The 20,615-nt window shown below is 75.0% G+C and carries 14 protein-coding genes; 10 read left to right on the top strand and 4 right to left on the bottom strand.

Going from position 1 to position 20,615, the window contains the following annotated elements:
* Positions 1-9: 9 nt before the first annotated feature.
* The 3 genes from RM540_RS08765 to RM540_RS08755 form a co-directional block, all read right to left on the bottom strand.
* Positions 10-1,767, bottom strand: a complete 1,758-nt coding sequence (locus RM540_RS08765) for an NAD+ synthase (RefSeq protein WP_311663188.1) — start codon at positions 1,765-1,767, stop codon at positions 10-12.
* Between the two features lie 247 nt (positions 1,768-2,014).
* Entirely contained in the window at positions 2,015-3,988 is a 1,974-nt protein-coding gene (locus RM540_RS08760; protein WP_311663186.1) for a cation:proton antiporter, read from the bottom strand.
* 254 nt (positions 3,989-4,242) lie between these two features.
* On the bottom strand, positions 4,243-5,748 hold the full coding sequence (locus tag RM540_RS08755) for an amidase (protein WP_311663184.1): 1,506 nt from the start codon (positions 5,746-5,748) through the stop codon (positions 4,243-4,245).
* 61 nt (positions 5,749-5,809) lie between these two features.
* Between RM540_RS08755 and RM540_RS08750 the strand changes: the two genes are divergently transcribed.
* From RM540_RS08750 to RM540_RS08710, 9 genes are all read left to right on the top strand, one after another.
* Positions 5,810-6,712 (top strand): M15 family metallopeptidase, encoded by a 903-nt coding sequence (locus tag RM540_RS08750; RefSeq protein ID WP_311663182.1) that lies wholly within the window; start codon positions 5,810-5,812, stop codon positions 6,710-6,712.
* Between the two features lie 191 nt (positions 6,713-6,903).
* Positions 6,904-7,521: an ECF-type sigma factor gene (locus tag RM540_RS08745; protein ID WP_311663180.1), complete on the top strand. Its 618-nt coding sequence runs from the start codon at positions 6,904-6,906 to the stop codon at positions 7,519-7,521.
* A gap of 321 nt (positions 7,522-7,842) precedes the next feature.
* Positions 7,843-10,455 carry a serine/threonine-protein kinase gene (locus RM540_RS08740; RefSeq protein WP_311663178.1) on the top strand — a complete coding sequence of 871 codons (2,613 nt, stop codon included), beginning with the start codon at positions 7,843-7,845 and terminating at the stop codon, positions 10,453-10,455.
* Between the two features lie 109 nt (positions 10,456-10,564).
* Entirely contained in the window at positions 10,565-13,087 is a 2,523-nt protein-coding gene (priA, locus tag RM540_RS08735) for a replication restart helicase PriA (protein WP_311663176.1), read from the top strand.
* Between the two features lie 190 nt (positions 13,088-13,277).
* A complete protein-coding gene (locus RM540_RS08730; RefSeq protein ID WP_311663174.1) occupies positions 13,278-14,003 on the top strand; it encodes a hypothetical protein in 726 nt (241 codons plus the stop codon).
* Between the two features lie 210 nt (positions 14,004-14,213).
* Positions 14,214-14,810, top strand: coding sequence for a LemA family protein (locus RM540_RS08725; RefSeq protein WP_311663172.1), 597 nt, complete (start codon positions 14,214-14,216; stop codon positions 14,808-14,810).
* Positions 14,811-14,985: 175 nt separating this feature from the next.
* Complete coding sequence (locus tag RM540_RS08720) at positions 14,986-15,819, top strand: TPM domain-containing protein (protein WP_311663170.1); 834 nt, start codon at positions 14,986-14,988, stop codon at positions 15,817-15,819.
* A gap of 59 nt (positions 15,820-15,878) precedes the next feature.
* The gene (locus tag RM540_RS08715; protein WP_311663168.1) at positions 15,879-16,205 is read left to right on the top strand and encodes a tetratricopeptide repeat protein; all 327 of its coding nucleotides are present in this window, start codon (positions 15,879-15,881) and stop codon (positions 16,203-16,205) included.
* Positions 16,206-17,312, top strand: coding sequence for a LysM peptidoglycan-binding domain-containing protein (locus tag RM540_RS08710; RefSeq protein WP_311663166.1), 1,107 nt, complete (start codon positions 16,206-16,208; stop codon positions 17,310-17,312).
* Between the two features lie 41 nt (positions 17,313-17,353).
* On the opposite strand, the gene RM540_RS08705 is transcribed toward RM540_RS08710, so the two are convergent.
* A complete protein-coding gene (locus RM540_RS08705; RefSeq protein ID WP_311663165.1) occupies positions 17,354-18,055 on the bottom strand; it encodes a metallophosphoesterase family protein in 702 nt (233 codons plus the stop codon).
* Positions 18,056-18,250: 195 nt separating this feature from the next.
* Between RM540_RS08705 and RM540_RS08700 the strand changes: the two genes are divergently transcribed.
* Complete coding sequence (locus RM540_RS08700) at positions 18,251-20,614, top strand: polysaccharide biosynthesis tyrosine autokinase (RefSeq protein WP_311663164.1); 2,364 nt, start codon at positions 18,251-18,253, stop codon at positions 20,612-20,614.
* Position 20,615: the final 1 nt, after the last annotated feature.

Below are 20,615 nucleotides of genomic sequence, written 5' to 3'. Positions count from 1 at the left end.
GCGGGGCGGCTAGGCGTCGACGCCCACCGCCGCCGGGGCGCCCTCGACGCGCTCCGCCGCGCCCCGCTCCGTCACGCGCGTGCGCTGCATGACGATGGGGAGGCGCCGCCCGCTCCCGAACGCCTTCGGGCTCACGCGGAGCCCCGGCGCCGCCTGCCGCCGCTTGTACTCGCTCCGGTCCACCAGGCGCGCGACGCGGTCCACGAGCGCCCGATCGAAGCCGGTCTCGGCCGCGATCGCTGCGGGCGAGGCGTGCCCCTCGACGTAGCGGACGAGGACCGCGTCGAGCACGTCGTACGGCGGCAGCGAGTCCTGGTCCGTCTGCCCCGGGCGGAGCTCGGCCGACGGCGGCTTTGTAATCGTGCTCCGCGGGATCACGTCCCGCCCCGCCCGCGCGTTGACGTGCTCGGCGAGCCGGTACACGTCGGTCTTGAACACGTCGGCGAGGACGGCCAGCCCGCCCGCCATGTCGCCGTAGAGCGTCGAGTAGCCGACGGCCACCTCGGACTTGTTGCCGGTCGTGAGCAGGAGGTGGTCGAACTTGTTCGAGATCGCCATGAGCGTGACGCCCCGCGCCCGGGCCTGCACGTTCTCCTCGGCCACGCCGTCCTCGGTCCCCTCGAAGAGCGGGGCGAGCATCGCGCCGAAGGCGTCGACGGCGGGGCGGATCGGGACCTCGTGGAACGCGATGCCCAGGTTCTCGGCCAGCGCCCGGCTGTCGTCGACCGAGCCCGACGACGAGTACGCCGAGGGCATCGTCACGCCCACCACGCGGTCGGCGCCGAGCGCCGCGACGGCGATCGCGCACGTGACCGCCGAGTCGATCCCGCCCGAGAGCCCGACGAGCGCCTTGTCGAACACGCCCGGCCCCGTCTTGGCCACGTAGTCACGGACGCCGAGCACGAGCGCGTCGTGGACTTCGGCCACCGTGTTGGCTCCGCCGGCCTCACGGCTTTCAACGGGCACCTCCACCGCCCCGCCCGGCGCCTCGGTGTCCCACACGTGGAAGGCCTCCTCGAAGAGCGGCGCGTGCCACAGCACCCCGCCCGCGGCCGACTGCACCTGGCTGCCGCCGTCGAAGATCAGCTCGGTGTTGGCGCCGACCTGGTTCACGTAGACGAACGGGACGCCGTGCTCGCGGCAGCTCTCGCGGATGATCTGCCGCCGCTCGGCCGGCTTGCCCGCCGCGTAGGGGCTCGCCGAGAGGTTCACGAACAGGTCCACGCCGAGCGCGGCCAGCTCGGCGATGGGGTCGGCGGCGTAGAGGTGGTAGGGCACCTGCTCCCCGTCGGCTCCGCCGGAGTGGTTCCACATGTCCTCGCACAGGTGGACCCCCAGCCGCACGCCGCCGTGCTCGATCACGCGGCGCTCGGGGCACGGCTCGAAGTAGCGGACCTCGTCGAACACGTCGTACGTCGGGAGCAGCGTCTTCGAGACGGCGTCCTGCACCGCCCCGCCCGCGAGGAGCAGGGCCGAGTTGAACAGCCGCTTCCCGACGGGAGTCTCGTTCCGCACCGGCGCGCCGACGAGGAGCGCGAGCCCGTCCGGCGCCTCGCGCGCGAGCAGGGTGACGGCGCCGTCCACGTCGTCCAGGAACGCCGGCCGGTCGAGGAGGTCCTGCGGCGGGTACCCCGTCACGCACAGCTCGGGGAAGACGGCGAGCTCGGCCCCGGCCTCGGCCGCGCGCCGGGCGTCGCGGAGCACGCGCCGGACGTTCCCGGCGAGGTCGCCGACGGTCGGATTGATCTGGCAGAGGGCGATGCGCACGGGCGGGGCGGGGTGGGGGAGCGCGTTGGACGCGCCGGGCGGGGCGGGGTGCCGGGCGATGCGGCCGCCCCGCCCACCGCCGGGCGGGGCGGGGATGTCGTCGGGCAGCGCGGGGCGGGGCGGCGCTGTCGAAGACCGCCCCGCCCGATAGGTGGTCCGCCCACATTGGACACGACGCGTCGTATCCCTACGGATGCCCGTCGTCGGGCGGGGCGGCCCAACGACCGCCCCGCCCGCTGCTCGCCGCCTACGCTCGGGGCGGGGTGGCCGGCGCGCCGGACTGGCCGTTGCCGGGCGGGGCGACGGGCGGCGGGGTCGCCGCGTTCGACGGCGTCCGGTCGTCCGCGGCCGGCGTGTGGAGGTCGGCGCCGTCCATGGCGTCGCGCCACAGGGCCTCCGACTCCGGGTCGGGGTCGACGAGCGCCACGAGCGCGTCGCCCGGCTGCGGCGTGATGTCGGCGTCCTCGGCGTAGACCCGGACCTTCTCGCCGCGGACCACGAACAGCGGCGTGAACGCCCCGTCGTCCGACGCCTCGCGGAGCCACCCCGCCCCGCCGTCGGCGAGCCGGAGCACGCGGATCTCGGCGCCCGCGTCGAACCGCTCGTCGAGCGACGTGTAGGTCGCGTCGGTCGAGAACAGCGGGCGCCCGCGGAGGTGGCGCGGGATCTCGGTGGCCGCGCTCTGCGGGCCGTCGGAGCGGACCGGGATCTGGAACACCTCGTTGGACTCGAACACCTCGCCAAAGTGGAGGGCCGCCAGCGAGTTGACCTCATCGTTCGGGGTGACGGCCAGGAGCCGCCCGAGCCCGCTCAGGTCGAGGTCGTCGATGACGCCCTCGGCGAGTACGTTGGCCCGCTTGGCCGGGAGCCCCGCCCGGACCGCGAGCCGCACGTTCCGCGCGTTGGCGTCGATAAGGAGCGTCCGCACGCCCAGGTCCTGGAGCGCCTTGGCCACGCGGCGAACCCACGGCTGGGCGCCCACGAACAGGATGCCCTGCGGGTTCGGGAGCGCCAGCCCCAGCGCCCGCGCCACCGGCGAGATCGTCAGGCCGTAGACGGCGACGGTCCCCACGATGATGAGGAACACGACGGGGACGATGAGGGCGGCCTCCTCGGGGAAGAACTCCTCGAGCCGGAACGCGAACAGGCTCGCGACCGCCGCCGCCACGATCCCGCGCGGGGCCAGCCACGACAGGAACGCCTGCTCCTTCCACGTCAGGCCGGTGCCGAGGCTGGAGAGCACGACGGCGAGCGGGCGCACGACGAGCATGAGCGCGCCGAGGAACAGGAGCGGCCCCGGCGCCAGCATGACCTCGAACGCCGAGGGGTCGAGCCGGGCCGAGAGCACGATGAACAAGAGCGAGATGAGGAGCACGCGGAGGTCCTCCTTGAACTCGACGATCCGGCGGACCGAGACGTACTTCTGGTTCGCCATGAAGATGCCCAGCAGCGTCGCCTCGAGGAGCCCGGCCTCCTCCTGGAGCGCGTTCGAGATCGCGAACGCGGCGATGACCACCATGAGCGCCACCGGGTTCTGGAGCCAGTCGGGCACGAGGCGGCGGCGGAGGAGCAGGATGAGCAGGCCCGCCGAGAGCGCCGCCACGCCCACGCCGACCACGACCTCGTAAGCGATCCCGGTCGCGAGCGCGCTCCACGGGCTCGCGTGCTCGCCCACGACGGCCTCGGCCGGCTCGCGGAGCAGGATGACGGTCTCCAAGACGAGGACGGCGAGGATGGCCCCGATGGGGTCGATCGTGATCCCCTCCCACTTCGCGATCGTCCCCACGCGCCCCGCCGGGCGGACCTGGCGGAGCAGCGGGAGCACGACCGTCGGGCCGGTGACGGTCAGGAGCGCGCCGAGCACGATCGCCACCTCCCACGAGAACCCAGCGAGGTAGTGGGCGCCGACGGCGCCGAGCACGCCCGTCACGCCCACGCCGATCGTGATGAGGTTGATGACCGACCGGCCCACCTCGCGGAACTCGTCGAACCGGAGCGTGAGCCCGCCCTCGAACAGGATGATCCCGACGGCCAGCGAGACGAACGGGAACAGCCACTCGCCCTGAAGCGCCTCCTGCGGCAGAAATCCGGTGACCGGCCCGGCCAGGAAGCCGGCGGCGAGGAGCAGGAGGATCGACGGCAGCCGGGTCCGCCACGCGACCCACTGCGCGCCAATGCCGAGCACGACGACGGCGGCGATCGTAACGAGGGGCGTGGACATGAGGCGGTCCCAGGGGGCGGGGTGGCGGGCCGCAGAAGCTACGGTCTGCGCCGCCCCGCCCCGCCCCCGACGACTGCGCCGCGCGTGAGGGGCGGGGCGGCGCGCGAGGCGGGGCCGCGCGTGAGCGGACGCGTGGTTCGTGGTGCGTGAGGGAGCCCCCAGAAGCAACGTCACGCGTCACGGACCGAGCCAACCTCGCGTCGGTGCGTTGCGCTCCCACCCCGCCCCCGCGTAACGGGACGGGCGGGGCGGCGTCAGCCCACGAGGGCGGGGCGGCGGTCGGCCCACGGGCGCGCGGCCTCGAGCTGGGCCGCGAGCCGGAGGAGCCCGGCCTCGCTCGCCGGGCGGCCCACGAACTGGACGCCGACCGGGAGCCCGCGCGGGGCGCCCGGGAGCGGGGCGGTCTGAGTGAGCGGGACCGACATGGCGGGGAGGCCCGCGAGGTTGGCCAGCTGCGTAAACGGCGTGTCCGCGAGCCGCTCGATGACGAGCTGCTCGACGAACCCGCTCTTGAGCAGGAGCCGCCCCGCCCGCGCCCGCGCCGCGGCCCCGGCGAGGAGGCGCTCGGTGGCCGTCGGCGCCTGCGCCCCGACGTGCGGCGCGAGCACGGCCGTCGTCGGCGTGAGGTAGAGGTCGTACCGTTCGTGGAAGCGGCCGACGGCGCGGGCGTAGACGTTCCACCCGTCGAGCGACGCGGCGTACTCGGCGGCCGAGACGCGCTCGCCAACCTCGGCCAAGAGCCGCGTGACCGGCTCGACGCGCCGCCGGGCGCCGGGCGCGATCGCCTCGGCGCGGCGGACGGAGGCGGCGACCTGCCCGAAGTACATCATGAAGTAGCTCCGGGCGAGCGCGCGCCCGTCGACCTCGGGCGCGGCCTCCTCGACGTCGTGTCCGAGCTCGGCGAGGAGCGCCGCGGCGTCCTCGACGGCCTCGACGCACGCCGGGTCGACGTCAGTTCCCAGCGGCGACCGCACGGAAAACCCGACCCGGAGCCGCCCCGGGTCCTCGCCGACGGCGTCGGCGAACGGGCGGGCGGGGCGGGGGAGCGCGACGGGGTCGCCCGGGGACGGGCCGGCGACGGCGTCGAGGAAAGCGGCCGCATCGCGGACCGTCCGCGTGACGGGGAGGCTCGCGTTCGCCCCGTGCCACACCTCGCCCACGGTCGGGCCGTCGGGGACGCGCCCGCGCGAGGGCTTGAGCCCGAACAGCCCCGAGTACCCGCTGGGGATGCGGATCGAGCCGCCCCCGTCGGACGCGTCGGCGGCCGGGAGCACGCGCGCGGCGACGGCGGCGGCGGCGCCCCCGCTCGATCCACCGGGCGTCCGGTCCGGCGCCCACGGGTTCCGCGTCGGGCCGTACGCCTCGGGCTCGGTCACGCCCATCAGCCCGAACTCCGGCGTCGTGGTCTTGCCCAGGAGCACGAGCCCGGCCGCCCGGTAGCGCTGGACGAGCGTGGCGTCGGTCGTGGGCACGTGGTGGCGGAGCGCGTCGGACCCCTCGCGCATCGGCATCCCGGCGACCGGGTGTACCAGGTCCTTGACGGCAAACGGGACGCCCTGGAACGGCCCGGGCGGGGCGGCCTCCGCCCGTCGGCGGACGGCGGCGGCGGGATCGAGGTGCGCGAACGCGCCCAGGTCACGGGCCTCGGCCCGCGCGAGCGCGGCGTCGGCGAGCTCGGCCGCCGAAACGTCGCCGCGGCGGGCCAGGGCGGCGAGGCCCGTGGCGTCGAGGTCGTCGTACTCGGGGAGGGGGAGGGGCATGGGCGGGCGGGGCGGAGCGTTCGGAGCGATAGCTTACCCGCCGTCCCCGCCCGGTGTCCCGATGCCCCCGCCCCTGAGCGCCCGCCCCGCCCCGCTCGCCGCGCTCCTCGTCGCGCTCCTCGCCGCGTGCGGCCCCACGCCCGCCCCGCCCGCCGACGGGGGCGGGGCGGCGGCCACCCCGCCCGAGGCGGACGTCGCCCTCGTGTCGCTGGAGTCGAAGCGGGGCGGGGCGGCGGACGTGGGGACGGCCCGGCGTGACACGGCGGCCCGGCCGCCGCTGCCGGACGGGTTCGTGCGCCTCCGCGACGTGGCGCCCAGCGTGGCCCAGGAAATCCGGTACACGACGGCGTTCAACTTCGTCGGCGAGCCGATCGACGGCTACGACGCCCCCGAGTGCATTCTGACGAGCGAGGCCGCCGACGCGCTCGCCGCCGTCGCCGACGACCTCGCGCGGCAGGACCTCGGGCTCAAGGTCTACGACTGCTACCGGCCCCAGACGGCCGTCCGCCACTTTGCCCGGTGGACCGGCCTCCGCGACACGACGATGAAGGAGGCGTTCTACCCGACGGAGCCGAAGGGGTGGCTCTTCGCGCGCGGCTACATCTCGACCCGGAGCGGCCACAGCCGGGGCTCGACCGTCGACCTCACGGTCGTCCGCCTCCCGGCCGAGGACGCCGTGCGCACGTCGTTCCCCGCCCCGCCCGACCCGCTCCCCCGGTGCGACGGCGCGTGGGGCGAGCGGCTCGACGAGGGCGACCTCGATATGGGGACGGCCTACGACTGCCTCTCGCCGCTCGCCGCCACCGACAGCCCGGGCCTCTCGGCCGAGGCCCGCCGCAACCGCGACCGGCTCCGGGCGGCCATGGGCCGGCGCGGGTTCCAGAATTACTCCAAGGAGTGGTGGCACTTCTCGCTCCGCGGCGAGCCGCACCCGGGCACGTACTTCGACTTCCCCGTGCAGTAGGGATTCTCGAGACGTAAGGGCGGGGCGGGGCGGGCCGTGACACGACGTCGGGCCAGAATGCGTGGGAGGAGGAGGGAGAGGCGCCGAAGCTCCCCCGTGCCCGCCCCGCCCAGGCAGCCCACAGCTGCGGAGTCACCTGATGCCGAATGCCGATGCCCGCCCCTACTTTGGAGCGTTCCACCCCTGTCCCGATGGAACCCGCCGTTCTGGACGTCGACGCTCCAGCCCGCGACCTCGTCATCGCCCTCCGCGCCGACTCGCGCGCCGCCGACCGCACGCCGGACGTCCTCACGCGGCGGCTCTACGACGACCTCCGCCGGCTCGCCAAGGCGCACCGGGCGCGGTGGCACGGGAACCACACGCTGAACACGACGGCGATCGTCCACGAGGCGTACCTCAAAGTCGCCGGGGCCGACCCGTTCGAGGGCCACGGCCACTTTCTCGGCGTCGCCAGCCGGGCCATGCGGCAGGTGCTCGTGAGCTACGCCGAGTCGCAGCGGGCGCTCAAGCGGGGCGGCGGCCTGGTGGCGGCCTCGCTCGACGCCGCCCCGCCCGAGGCGCTCCTCACCGAGCCCCAGATCGAGGAAATCCTGACGGTCGACGGCGCGCTCCGGCGGCTGGCGGCGCTCGACGAGCGGGCGGCCCGCGTCGTCGAGTCCCGCGTCTTCGGCGGGCTCTCGATCGACGAGACGGCCGCCGCGCTCGGCGTCTCCGAGGCGACCGTCACGCGCGACTGGCGCCGCGCGCGGGCGTGGCTCCGCGGCGAGCTCGGGGCCGCCCCGCCCGACGCGATCTCGACGCTGGCGTAGGGCGGGGCGGAGACGGTTCCTGGCGAGGCGGTGCGGCTTTTCCAGCGCTCGCCCCGCCCGGCGACATGGCCGTGAACTGGGGCAAACGGGCGCTCTTTTTTGACCACGCCAGAGGGTGCAGGCTAGCTTCTGAATGGCGGCGTCTGGAACGGGACGTGCGCGTGCGGGAGTTGGCTCCCGTGTTTGCCTCGTGGCCGGTGCCGACGTCGCTCGATCCCGCATGGTCCTCCGTTCCGCGCCAGGGGGCGGGGCGGTGCCCGCGACGTGCACGGGAGGACCCGGCCGCCAAAGCCTTACACTCTAGCAATTGACTGTGGCCCCATGACCCCCGACCGCTGGCGACGGGTGTCCCGCCTGTTCGACGCCGCCGCCGACATCGACGTGCAAGATCGGAGCGCGTACCTCGACCGCGAGGTCCGCGCTCCCGACGGCGGCCCCGACCCCGCGCTCCGCGCCGAGGTCGAGCGACTGCTCGACCTCGACGGCGACGCGGGCGACGGCGTGCCCGTCTACGGCGACGGCCTGTCCCTCCCGCCGCCGGAGCGGGCCGGCCCGTGGCGGCTCGTCGAGCGCGTCGGCGAGGGCGGGATGGGCGAGGTGTGGCGGGCCGAGCGGGCCGACGGGGCCTACCGCGCCGAGGCCGCCGTCAAGCTGGTGCGGCCCGGGCTCGCGCCCGACCTCGTCGCCCGGTTCCGGGCCGAGCGCCACGTGCTCGCCCGGCTCGATCACCCCGCCATCGCCCGTCTCCTCGACGGCGGCACGGCGTCGGACGGGCGCCCCTACCTCGCGCTAGGCTACGTCCGCGGCGAGCCGATCACGGACTACTGCGACCGCCGGCAGCTCGGCGTCGCCGAGCGCCTCGCCCTGTTCGGCGAGGTCTGCCAGGCCGTCGCTTACGCCCACCGGATGCTGGTCGTCCACCGCGACATCAAGCCGTCGAACGTGCTCGTCGAGGAGACCCCGGGCGCGGACTCGGCAGGCGCGGCCTCTGGGGGCGGGGCGGCAAGCGAGACCTCTGGGGGCGGGGCGGGGCGCGTCAAGCTCCTCGACTTCGGGATCGCCAAGCTGCTCGACGAGGCCGCCCCGTTCACGGCGCCCGTGACCGCCGCCGACCGGCGCGTGATGACGCCGCAGTACGCGGCGCCCGAGCAGGTCCGCGGCGAGGACGCCACGACGGCGACCGACGTCTACGGGCTGGGCGCCCTGCTCTACGAGCTCCTCACGGGCCGGCGCCCCTACGCCGCCGACGGCCGGACCCGGGCGGCCGTCGAGCGGGCCGTCCTGGAGGCCACCCCGCCCGAGCCGTCGGTGACCACGGCCGAGGGTGGGGCGGAGGCCCGGGCCGCCGCGCGGTCGACGGACCCCGCCCGGCTCCGGCGCCGGCTCCGCGGCGACCTCGACCGGATCGTGCTCAAGGCGCTCCGCAAAGAGCCCGAGCGCCGGTACGACGGACCGGCCGCGCTCGCGCGCGACCTCGAACGCCACCTCGCCGGGCTCCCCGTCGAGGCCCGGCCCGACTCGGTCAGCTACCGCGCTCGGTCGTTCGTCCGCCGCCACCGGCAGGGCGTGGCGGCGACTGCAGCGGGCGTCGTGCTCGTAGCCGCCCTCGTGACCGGCTACACGCTCCGCCTGTCGAGCGCCCGCGCCGAGGCCGAGGCCGAGCGGGCGGCGTCCGACGCCACGGTCGACTTCCTGATCGGCCTGTTCGAGGAGGGCGACCCGCTCGAAGCCCGCGGCGACACGGCGACGGTCTACGACCTCCTCGACCGGGGGACGGCCCAGGTCCGCGCGGCGTTCGCCGACCACCCGCGCGAGCGGGGGCGGCTCCAGGTGGCGCTGGCCCGGATCCACCGGAACCTGGGCGACTTCGGCCGCGCCGACTCGCTGTACCGGGCCGCCGGCGCGCTTGCCCCAACCGGCACCCCGCTCTGGACCGAGGCCCACCTGGGGCTCGCCAGCGTGCTCAAGATCCGGGGCGACTACGACGGTGCGGAGCGCGTCTACCGGCGGGCGTTCGCGGCCGCCCCGCCCGAGAACCGGCTCCACGCGCTGGGCGGGCTCGCCAACGTGCTCCGGCTCCAGGGCGACCTCGCGGCGTCGGACAGCCTCTACGCGCTCGTCCTCGACGCGCGCCGCACAGACGGCGACTCGGCCCACCTCTCGACCGACCTCCACAACGTCGGCGTGCTCCGGGCCGATCTCGGGCGCCCTGACGAGGGCGCCCGTGCGCTCCGCGAGGCGCTCCGCATCAAAGAGCAGGCGCTCGGGCCGGACCACCTCCACACGGCGCTCACGCTCAACAGCCTCGCCGTCGTTGAGCAGGATCGGGGCCGCCCCGCCCAGGCCGAGGCCCTCTACCGACGCGCGCTCGCCGTCTACCGGACGCACCACGGCGAAGCTCATGACGACGTGGCCGCCGTGCGGAACAACCTGGGCGCGCTCGCCCAGGAGCAGGGCGACCTGGACGGCGCGCTCCGCGAGTACCGCGCAGCCCTCGGCACATGGCGCACGACGCTCGGCGACAGTCACCCCTACGTGGCCATCGCGCTCGTCAACATCGGGTCGGCGTACCACGACGGCGGCCGCTACGCCGACGCCGAGCGGTACTACCAGGACGCTCTCGCCCGCGACCGCGCCAGCCTGGGCGACGACCACGTCGAGGTCGGCGTCGACTGGGCACTCCTCGGCGCCCTCTACCACGACGCCGGCCGCGACGCCGACGCCGAAGCCGCCTTCCGCGAGGCCGCCCGGCGGTTCGACGCGGCCTACCCGCCCGGCCACCCGGACGCCGTGGGCGCGCGCGTCGGCCTCGCGCGGGCGCTCGACCGGCAGGGCCGGCGCGCTGAGGTGCCGGCCGCCCTACGCGGCGTGCCCCCCGCCCCGCCCGGTCTCGACGACGAGACGGCCCGCGAGCTGGTGCGCCTCCGCTTGTGAGCGGGCGGGGCGGACGCCGAGCGCGGGACGGACGCCGAGCGCCGCGCCTCCACCCCGCATCCGCCAATCCCTCCCCCAATCCCCCCGCCCCGCCCGCTAGCTTGCGGCCATGCCCGCCCCGCCCGCCGCGCCGCTCGCCCAGGTCGTCCCGCTCACGCCCGTCGACGGCGTCTACACGTACCGCGTGCCGCCCGAGATGGACGCCGAGGCCGTGGCCGGCGCCCGCGTCGTCGTCCCGTTTGGGCGGCGGACGCTCACGGGCGTCGTGGTCGAGCGCTTCGGCGACGACGACCTGGACCCGGAGACGGCCCCCAAGCTCAAGCCGCTGTACGACGTCCTCGACGCCCGCCCCGCCGTGCCGGCCGACCTGCTCGCGCTGACGAAGTGGGTGGCCGACTACACGCTCTGCACCTGGGGCGAGGCGCTCAAAGCCGCGCTCCCGAGCGGGACCGGCGTCGAGAGCCGCCGCGTCGTCCACGGCCTCGCCCCGCCCGACGCCTGGGACGAGCCGCGCGGGCGGAAGGTGCTCCGCGCGCTCCAGGAGCGGAACGGGGCCGGGTTGCCCGTCGCCCAGGTGGCCGGCGTGCTCGGGCGCAAGACGGTCCCCCAGAACCTCCTGCGGCGCCTGGAGGCCGCCGGCGCCGTCCGCCTCGATGACGAGGTCCAGGAGGCGCGGGCGCGCGCCAAGACCGCCCGCCACCTCCGCCTCGCCACCCCGCCCGCGGGCGGCAACAGCAGGACGGTCCGCGGCGCCCGGCAGACGGCGCTCCTGGAGCACCTCGCCGGCGTCGGCGAGGGCGGGGCGGTGCAAGCCGAGGCGTTCGCCGCGACCGGCGCCACGTCGTCGACGGTCAAGAGCCTGGAGGCGCGCGGGCTGGTCGAGGCCTTCGACGCCGAGGTCGAGCGCCGCGCCGACGGCCTCGACGGGCCGGCCCCCGAGGCCGCCCCGCCCGTCGACCTCCACCCCGCCCAGGAGGCGGCGACCGACGCCATCGCGGGCGCGATCCGGGCGGGGCGGGGCGGGACGTTCCTGCTCCACGGCGTGACCGGGAGCGGCAAGACCGAGGTCTACCTCCGCGCGCTGCGGGCGGCGCTGGACAAGGGGAAGACGGCCATCGTGCTCGTCCCCGAGATCGCGCTCACGCCGCAGACCGTCCGCCGCTTCCGGGCGCCGTTCGGCGACGCCGTGGCCGTCCTCCACAGCCGGATGAGCCCGGGCGAGCGGCTCGACGCGTGGACGCGCATCCGCGACGGCCGCTACCCCATCGTCATCGGCCCGCGCTCGGCCGTCTTCGCCCCGCTCGACAACCTCGGCGTGATCGTGGTCGACGAGGAGCACGAGGCGAGCTACAAGCAGTTCGACCCCGCCCCGCGCTACCACGCCCGCGACGTGGCCGTGATGCGGGCGCACCGGGCCGGCGCGGTCTGCGTGCTGGGCAGCGCGACGCCGTCGCTGGAGTCGGTCGCGAACGCGAACGCGGGCAAGTACACGCGGCTCGAGATGCCCGACCGCGTGCCGGTCCGCGGCCCCGACGGCACGACGCACGCGCCCGCCCCGCTCCCGCCGGTCCGCGTGATCGACCTGGGCCGCGAAAAGCAGGTCCGCCGGCTAAAGGGCGCCCTCAGCCACGACCTCCGACTCGCGATCGAGGCGCGACTGGGGCGGGGCGAGCAGACGATCCTCCTCCAGAACCGGCGCGGCTACGCGCCCGTGGTCACGTGCGAGGACTGCGGGTGGACGCCCACGTGCACCGACTGCGCCGTCTCGCTGACCGTCCACCGCGACCGCTACGGGAAGCTCTCGGACCAGCTCCGCTGTCACTACTGCGGGCTGACGGAGCGGCTCCAGCCCGCGTGCCCCGAGTGCGGCGAGCGCGACCTCCGCCTGCTCGGGCAGGGCACGCAGCGCGTCGAGGAGGAGATCGCCGAGGTCTTCCCCGAGGCCCGCGTGCTCCGCATGGACCTCGACACGACGAGCCGCAAGGGCGCCCACCGCAAGATCCTCGACCGCTTCGGGCGGGGCGACGCCGACATCCTGCTGGGCACGCAGATGGTCGCCAAGGGCCTCGACTTCCCGCGCGTCACGCTCGTCGGCGTGGTCGACGCCGACACGGGCATGCTCCTGCCCGACTTCCGCGCGTCCGAGCGGACGTTCCAGCTCTTGGCCCAGGTGGCGGGGCGGGCGGGGCGGCACGAGCTCCAGGGCGAGGTGCTGCTGCAAACGCGGAACCCGGACCACGCGGCCATCCGGTTCGCGCTCGCCCACGACTTCCACGGGTTCGCGCACGTCGAGATGGCCGAGCGGCTGGCGCTGGGCTACCCGCCGTACGGCCGGCTGGTCGGCGTCGAGGTGAAGGGGCCGGAGCAGCGGTCGACCGAGGCGCTCGCCGAGCGGTGGGGCGTGGCGCTCGGGCAGGAGGCGCAGAAGGTGGCCGGCGTCGAGGTGCTCGGCCCGGCCCCCGCCCTCGTCGGCCGCGTCAAAAAGTGGTGGCGGTACCACCTGCTGGTCAAGGCCCCGCGGACGCTCCCGCCGTCGGTGCTCGCCGCCGTCGTGCGCGCGGTCCGCGACCGCGTCGGGGCGCCCGGCGGCCACCGCGTCAACCTCGACGTGGACCCGGTCGGGCTGTACTGAGGACGAGCGGGCGGGGTGGCGACCGCCCCGCCCCGCGTGCGCGGTTCCGCCGGGGCGGGGTGGGGAGAGGGACGAGGCAGGCCACAGGCGGGGCGCCCGGGGCGCCGTCGGGCGGGGCCGGAACGTGCGCGGCGGCGGACCCAGGCGGGCGGCCGCGCGGGTACAAGGGCTTTTCCCTTCCCCCACCCTTATGAAACGCTTTCTCCTCCTCGCGGCCGGCCTCATCGCTGTGCCGGCGGTGGCCCAGACGCCCCCGACGACCACCCCGCCCCAGACGTCCCAGACCGGGATGATGGACCAGACCGGCATGATGGACGACTACCGGGCGTCGTACGAGTCCGACCTGGACCGGCTCGGTCAGGACCTCGACGTGCTCGGCCGCTCGGCGGACGACGAGACGCGGGCGGATTACGACGATCTCCGCCGGTCCTACGACGAGCTCCGCACCGACTTCGGCTCGTCGGACGCCGCGATGTCGGACCCCGAGGCCGCCCAGCGGATGCGCCAGGACTACGGCCGCCGCTACGACGAGCTCGCCGGCAACGTGTACCGCTCGCAGCTGTCGTCGGCCCCGAACCGCAGCGCCTACCTCCGCACGGCGTCCGACCGCCTCGACCAGTACGACGACCAGATCGGCGACCTCCGCGGCCGCTACGACCGGGCCACGGGCGACGCGCGCTCCGACGCCGCCCGCGACCTGATCTCCCTCCGCCGCCAGCGGGACCAGTACCAGCGCGAGCTGGGCACCGTCCGCGGCATGAGCCGGCGCGGGTTCGACGCCGCCGCTCGGCAGCAGGCCACGGACCGCCTGGGCCTCGTGGACGCCGGGTTCTACTCGGCCCGACGCGACGCCATGATGCGGCCGATGACCGCGATGGGCGGGGCGGGCGCTCGCCCCACCGGGTCCGGGATGTAGCCCCGCGGTGTTTGCCGGTACGTTTCGCGGGCGCTCCCCAGTGGGGCGTCCGCGCTGGTTTGTAGGCGGTGCTGCGGCCCCGCCCGCGATCGCCGCCCCGCCCCGCGCTCTTCTAGCCGGGGCGGGGCGGGGTCGTGCCGGAGGGGAGCATCCTTTTGGACGGGACTGCGTAGGAAGGCGCTCTGCCCACCTGCCCCCGACCGCCCCGCCATGAGAAGCACCGGAGCCATCGCCCTCCTCGTCGTCGTCCTGCTCGTCGGTTTCGCCGGCTGCGCCGGCTGCGGCACGTACAACAGCCTCGTCCAGGAGGACGAGCAGGTCGCCGGCGCCTGGGCCGACGTCGAGGCCGCCTACCAGAGCCGGGCCGACCTCGTCCCCAACCTCGTCAACACGGTCCAGGGCCAGGCCGACTTTGAGAGCGAGACGCTCCAGGACGTGATCGAGGCGCGGAGCCGGGCGACGTCGATCCAGGTGTCGCCCGACGACCTCGACGACCCTGCCGCGCTCGCGCGCTACCAGGAGGCGCAGACGGCGCTCGGGGCCTCGCTCGGGCGGCTCCTCGCCGTGTCGGAGGCGTACCCGCAGCTCCAGGCCAACGAAGGCTTCCTCCGCCTTCAGAGCCAGCTCGAAGGGATCGAGAACCGGATTCGGACCGAGCGGATCGACTATAACCAGGCCGTCGCCGACCTCAACGGCCGCGTCCGCTCGTTCCCGTCCAACCTCGTCGCCGGGATCGCCGGCGTCGACCGCCGGACGCCGTTCGAGGCGACCGAGGGCGCCGAGCGTCCCCCGGAGGTGCAGTTCTAGAGCGCCTCCGGGCGGCTCACCTCGCGCCGCCCCGCCCTCGCTCTGCTGCTCGCCCTCGTGAGGCTTGACGAGCACCGCGCTCTCCGCCACGCCGCGGTCCAACCTCGGCCGCTGTGCCCGCAGGGCCGGTCCGGCTCGCCGCCCACCGCTCCTCGTCCGCCACCCCGCCCCGCCCGTGATCCGCCGTCTCGCATTCGCCGTCGTCCTTTTCGCGGCGGCCGCCGCCAGCGCGCAGAACGGGCGGCCCTACGAGGCCCGGTACGACATCCCCGCGCGGCCGACGCCGCCCCGCCTCGTCAACGACTTTGCGGGCGTGCTCTCGGGCGGGGAGGCCGAAGCCCTGGAGCGGAAGCTGACCGCGTTCGCCGAGTCGTCGGGGAGCCAGATCGCCGTCGTCGCCGTGCCGACGACGGGCGGGGTGGCGCCGGCGGACTACGCGACGGACGTCCTGCGAGCGTGGGGCGTCGGGCGGGCCGGCGAGGACGACGGCGTGGTCCTGCTCGTGGCCGTCGAGGACCGCGACGTGTTTATCGCGACGGGGTACGGGGCGGAGACGGCGCTCACGGACGCGATCTCGTCCGACATCGTCCGCAACGTGATCGTCCCCCGGTTCCGCCAGGGCGCGTTCTACGCCGGCATCGACGCGGCGACGGACGCCATCGCGTCCGCGCTGTCGGGCCAGTTCGCGGCGCCCACGGCGCGGGAGCCGAGCGGCGACGGCGGAGCCATCCAGTCGGTCCTCTGCTTCCTGTTCGTCCTGTTCATCGTCCTCGTGGTGATCTCGTCGCGGAAGGGGCCGCCCCCGTCGTCGCGCGGCTCGGGCGGGGCGGGGCGGCGGCGGCGGAGCGGGCCGGGGATCATCGTGCTTCCGGGCTTCGGCGGAGGGTTCGGGGGTGGCGGCTTCGGCGGCGGGGGCGGGTTCGGCGGCGGCGGCTTCGGGGGAGGCGGCGGGTTCGGCGGCTTCGGCGGCGGCTTCGGCGGCGGGGGCGGTGCGGGCGGCTCGTGGTGACGGCGCGGCGGGCGAGGGCACAACGCCGCCCCGCCCCGGCGCGGCCGCTATCTTCGGGCATGGACCGTCTCGCCGCCCTCCGCACCTTCCTCCAGGACGACCCCGACGACCCGTTCACGCGGTTCGCGCTCGCCCAGGAGCACGCGGGGCGGGGCGAGACCGACGAGGCGCTGGGCTACTACGAGGGGCTCGTCCGCGAGCACGCCGACTACGTCGGGACCTACTACCACCTCGGCGCGCTCTACCGCGCCCTCGGCCGCGACGACGACGCCCGCGCCACGCTCCGCGCCGGCATCGCCGTGGCGACCGCCGCGGGCGACCCCCATGCCCGGGCCGAGCTTCAGGGCGCTCTCCTCGAGGCCGAGGGCCTGGGATTCGACGACTAGATGACGCACACACGCACCTGGCTCGCGCTCGCGGCTGTCCTCCTCGCCCCGCTCGGCGCGTCTGCGCAAACGGCGGGCGTCCACGTCGTCGAGCCCGGCGAGACCCTGTTCCGCATCTCGCGGTCGTACGGGCTGACTGTCGAGCGCCTCCGCGAGCTCAACGGGCTCGAAGGCGACGCCATCTCGGTGGGCCAGCGGCTTCGCGTGGCCGACGGCGCGCCTGCCCAGGCCGGTCCGCCGCCCCGCCCCATGCCCCAGCCGGCGGCGACCCCGCCGCGGCTCCCGACGGCCGCCCCGCCCGCGGTCGCGGCCGCCCCGCCCGCGGTCGCGGCCGCCGCTCCGGCCGCTGGCGTCCACGTGGTCGAGCCCGGCGAGTCCCTGTTCCGCATCGCCCTCCGCTACGACACGACGGTCGACGAGCTCCGGCGGCTCAACGGGATCGAGGGCGACCAGATCCAGGTCGGCCAGCGCCTCGCCCTGGGGGACGGGGCGGCCGCCTCGACCGCCGCCGCTCCGGGCGGGGCGGTCGCCTCGGGCGGGGCGGCCGTCGTTCCGGGCGGGGCGGCGCCTGTCGAGCCGGTCCGCTTTGGGACCGCCCGCCCGTGGTCGGTGAACGAGACGACGGTCCCGGCCGACCTCGTCCACTTTGCCGAGCCCGGCGAGACGTTGTACTCGATCGCCGCCTCGCTCGGGCTCTCGGTCGACGAGCTCGCGGCCGGCAACGCGCTCACGACCGCCCCGCTCGCGCCGGGCACGGCCGTGTACCTGACCCGGCCCGTCGACCCGGCCGAGGCCTCCCGCCGCGCGCTCCCGCCGCCGTTCGCCGAGGGCCTCGCCCTCGTCTACCCCGACGTCATGGCGGGGCGGCGGACCGAGAGCGGCGAGCCCTACGACCCCGAAGCCTTTACGGCGAGCCACCGCGAGGTCCCGCTGGGATCGGTCCTCCTCGTGACGAACCCGGCGACCGGCCGGAGCACGTTCGTCCGCGTCACCGACCGCGGCCCGGTCAGTCAGTCTTATCTCGTCGAGCTCTCGGCGGCTGCGGCCGACGTCCTCGGCCTCGACCCCGACGACGCCGACCGCGTCGAGCTCCGCCGCATCCCGTAGGACAGTCGGGCGGGGTGGAGGCGGCGCGGGCTGCCCTCTGCTCAGGCGCCTCGGACGAGCCGTTGGCCGAGGCTCTCGGGGAGGCCCCGCTCGCGGACCCGCGCCACGGTCCGCGCCACGTCGTAGTGCGCCCGGACGTTCTCGTACGTGAACGCGTCCGTGTCGAAGAGCCCGAACGACAGCCGCGGGTCGCCGTCGCGCGGCTGCCCCACGCTCCCCACGTTGATGAGGTAGCGCCGGCCCGGCCGCACCTTGAACGCCCCGACGGTGTCGGAGACGACGGCCGGCACGTGCGAGTGACCGACAAAGCAGACGGCCGTGTCGAACGCCGCGAACTGGTTGCGGACGGCGTCGAACGCGTCGAGCCGGGTCCACAGAGCCGGCTCCAGCGGGGCGGCGTGGACGAGGGTCGTCCCCTCGTACATGTCCACGAGCGGCAGGCCCGCTAGCCACGCGGCTTGGTCCGGGCTCAGGAGCTCGCGGTGGAGGCGGATCGCCGTCTGCCCGTCGCGGGGGAGCCGTGCGAGCTCCGCGTCGTCGGCGAAGGCCGCGTCGTGGTTGCCGAGGACGGTCGCTGCCGACCGCGCGCGCACGAGGTCGACGCACACGCCGGGGTCCGGGCCGTACCCGACGACGTCGCCCAGGCACACCACGGCGTCGGCCCCCCGGCGGTCGACCTCGGCGAGGGCCGCTGTGAGAGCGGCCGCGTTGGCGTGGATGTCGGAGAGGACGGCGAGGCGCACAGGCGGGGCGGGGCGGGGCGGGGCGGGGCGGGGCGGGGCGAAAGAACGGGCGGGGCGGGCGGGGCGGAGCGGGGCGCGCGGAGTCCCCGGAGACTGCACATACTCTTGGCGGAGGAGTCCCCGTAGGGAAGTCACCGTGTCCTCTACCTTGGCCGCCCCGCCCCCGGGTCTCTGCTAAGGCCCTCGATCGTCTCCATGTCGCTGCCCCCCCACAAGATCGCGCCGGCCGACCTCGCGCCGGGAGCACGGCTCCCGGTCGAGGAACCGTTCTACGCCCGGGGCGACGACGGGGTCGACCTCCGCGGGCTGCTCGACGTCCTCCTTCGGGGCAAGTGGATCGTCCTGGGGGCGTTCCTCATCGGCGTTGTACTGGCCGGGGTCTACAGCCTAGTCACGCCCTCGCGGTACAGCTCCTACGCCGTCCTCCTGGTCCAGAAAAAAGAGGGAGACTTTGGAGCGATCCTCCCGAAGCTCCCCAACGCCGTCGGCGGCGGTGCGTTCGGGAGCGAGCGCAACCTGAGCAACGAGCTCCTCGTGCTCCGGCAGTCGTACCCGCTCGCGCTCTCGGTCGCCGAGCGGCTCCTCCAGCAGAAGCGGATCCCGGGGACCGACCGGCCGCTCACGATCTTAGAACCGGCCGACGGCGACGCCGCCCCGCCCTCGGCTCGGGAGGTCGCGTTCCGGCTCCAGGGGGAGTACGTGACGAGCGAGCTCGAAGAGCCCGACGCCGACGCCATCCGTGTCGGGGTGGAGAGCACGGACCCCGAGGAGGCTGCTTTCGTCGCCAACCTCTACGCGGCCGCCTTCCAGGACCGGACGCAGGAGTCGAGCCGGTCCGGGATTACTGAGTCGCGAGAGTACCTCGAGCGGCAGGTGGCCACGCAGGAGGACCGGCTCAAGGACGCGGACGCCGCCGTCCGCCGCTACCTAGAGACCGAGGGAGGCATTGCTCTTGACGAGGAGTCGAGCCGGATCGTCGAACGGATTGCCGACCTCCAGGCTCAGCGTGACGAGGCCGGAATTGAGGTCGAAACGCGACGGGCATCGATCTCTGCGCTCGAAGAGGAGCTCCAGCGGATCGAGCCGAACCTGGCCGGCCGGCTTGGATCGGGCCTTGATGCCGAGCTTGAGGCGGCGCAGGAGCGGCTCGTCGAGCTCCAAGGCGACCTCGACACATTCTACTCTGAGAACCCCCGGCTCCGCGAGTCGGCCGCGCCGGGCGAGCGCGTCTTGCAGCTCCGCCGCGAGGTCGGCCTGGCGCGCGACCGGATCCGCGAGATCTCGGAGCGGCTCACGGACCAGTCGCTGGCGACGGCGACCGGCCCGGGCGACCAGCGCTCAGGGTTCGAGCGGGCCGCTGAGCTCCGCTCGCGGATGGCCGACGAGCGTGTGTCGCTCGACGAGGCGATCGCGCAGCGCGACCAACTCGCGGCACGGCTGAGCGACTACGAGGGCGAGCTCAGCCGGGTCCCAGAGCAGCTTGTCGCACTCGCTCAGCTCGAGCGCGAGCGGGAGGCCCGGGAGCAGCTCTACGGTGGGCTCGAAGTGAGCCTCCAGGAGGCCCGGCTGGCTGAGGAGTCGCAGCTAGGCTACGCCCAGGTCATTCGCCCCGCCTTTGTCGCGGCGTACCCGTTTGCGCCCCACCGGCTCCGCAACGTGGCGCTGGGGGGGCTCCTCGGGCTCGTCATCGGGTGCGTCGTCGCTGTGGGGAAGGTTCGCCTCGATCACCGGATCCACCGGCCGGACGACCTCAAGGCGCTCGGTGCCCCCGTCCTCGCGACAATCCCGAGCACGACGGACTTGATCCAGCGCGACTTCGGAGGAAAGGAGGCGGTGGACGTCGGAGGCCGCGAGGTCGACGCGCACCTCGTCTCGCTCCTCAACCCGATGGCCGCGGCCAGCGAGGCGTACCGGGCGCTCCGCACGGCGGTCCAGTTTAGCCGGCCCGATGTGGTCGTCAAGACGGTCCTCGTCACGAGCTCGAACCCGTCGGAGGGGAAGAGCACGACGGCGGCGAACCTCGCCGTGGTTCTCGCCCAAGCGGGGCGGCGCGTGCTGCTCGTCGACGCCGACCTCCGCAAGCCGACCGCGCACAAGAAGTTCGGCGTGCCGCGCGAGCCCGGCCTCGTCCAGCACCTGTTCGAGAGCGGGCCGGTCGACGTGGCCTCGCTCCCCGAGGTGGCCGACGACCTCTGGCTGCTCCCGGCCGGCAAGCTCGTCCCCAACACGTCCGAGCTCTTGGGTTCGAAGCGGATGCGCGACGTGATCGAGGACCTCCGCGACCAGTTCGACGTGGTCGTCTTCGACACCCCGCCTGTCCTCGCGGCGACCGACTCCGCGCTCCTCTCGACGCAGTGCGACGCGACGGTGGTCGTGTGCCGGGCGGGCCAGACGAACGACCACGACGTAGAGGCGGCGCTGGAGGCTCTTCGCGGCGTGGGGGCGAGCGTGATCGGGTCGGTCCTCAACGGGTTCGACATTGCCAAGTCGTACGGCTACAAGAGCAAGTACGCGAGCCGCTACGGGAGCGACTACGCTTACGGCTCTCCCGCTGCCTAAT

Source organism: Rubrivirga litoralis (assembly GCF_031846415.1).
Lineage (GTDB): Bacteria > Bacteroidota > Rhodothermia > Rhodothermales > Rubricoccaceae > Rubrivirga > Rubrivirga litoralis.
This window is presented reverse-complemented; position numbering and strand designations above follow the sequence as displayed.

What these genes read in the sequence shown, in the direction of transcription:
- RM540_RS08755 (WP_311663184.1), bottom strand. Translation starts at nt 5,748, where the DNA reads ATGCCCCTCCCCCTCCCCGAGTACGACGACCTCGACGCCACGGGCCTC.
- priA (WP_311663176.1), top strand. Translation starts at nt 10,565, where the DNA reads ATGCCCGCCCCGCCCGCCGCGCCGCTCGCCCAGGTCGTCCCGCTCACG.
- RM540_RS08730 (WP_311663174.1), top strand. Translation starts at nt 13,278, where the DNA reads ATGAAACGCTTTCTCCTCCTCGCGGCCGGCCTCATCGCTGTGCCGGCG.
- RM540_RS08700 (WP_311663164.1), top strand. Translation starts at nt 18,251, where the DNA reads ATGTCGCTGCCCCCCCACAAGATCGCGCCGGCCGACCTCGCGCCGGGA.
- RM540_RS08760 (WP_311663186.1), bottom strand. Translation starts at nt 3,988, where the DNA reads ATGTCCACGCCCCTCGTTACGATCGCCGCCGTCGTCGTGCTCGGCATT.
- RM540_RS08710 (WP_311663166.1), top strand. Translation starts at nt 16,206, where the DNA reads ATGACGCACACACGCACCTGGCTCGCGCTCGCGGCTGTCCTCCTCGCC.
- RM540_RS08740 (WP_311663178.1), top strand. Translation starts at nt 7,843, where the DNA reads ATGACCCCCGACCGCTGGCGACGGGTGTCCCGCCTGTTCGACGCCGCC.
- RM540_RS08750 (WP_311663182.1), top strand. Translation starts at nt 5,810, where the DNA reads ATGCCCCCGCCCCTGAGCGCCCGCCCCGCCCCGCTCGCCGCGCTCCTC.
- RM540_RS08715 (WP_311663168.1), top strand. Translation starts at nt 15,879, where the DNA reads ATGGACCGTCTCGCCGCCCTCCGCACCTTCCTCCAGGACGACCCCGAC.
- RM540_RS08745 (WP_311663180.1), top strand. Translation starts at nt 6,904, where the DNA reads ATGGAACCCGCCGTTCTGGACGTCGACGCTCCAGCCCGCGACCTCGTC.
- RM540_RS08725 (WP_311663172.1), top strand. Translation starts at nt 14,214, where the DNA reads ATGAGAAGCACCGGAGCCATCGCCCTCCTCGTCGTCGTCCTGCTCGTC.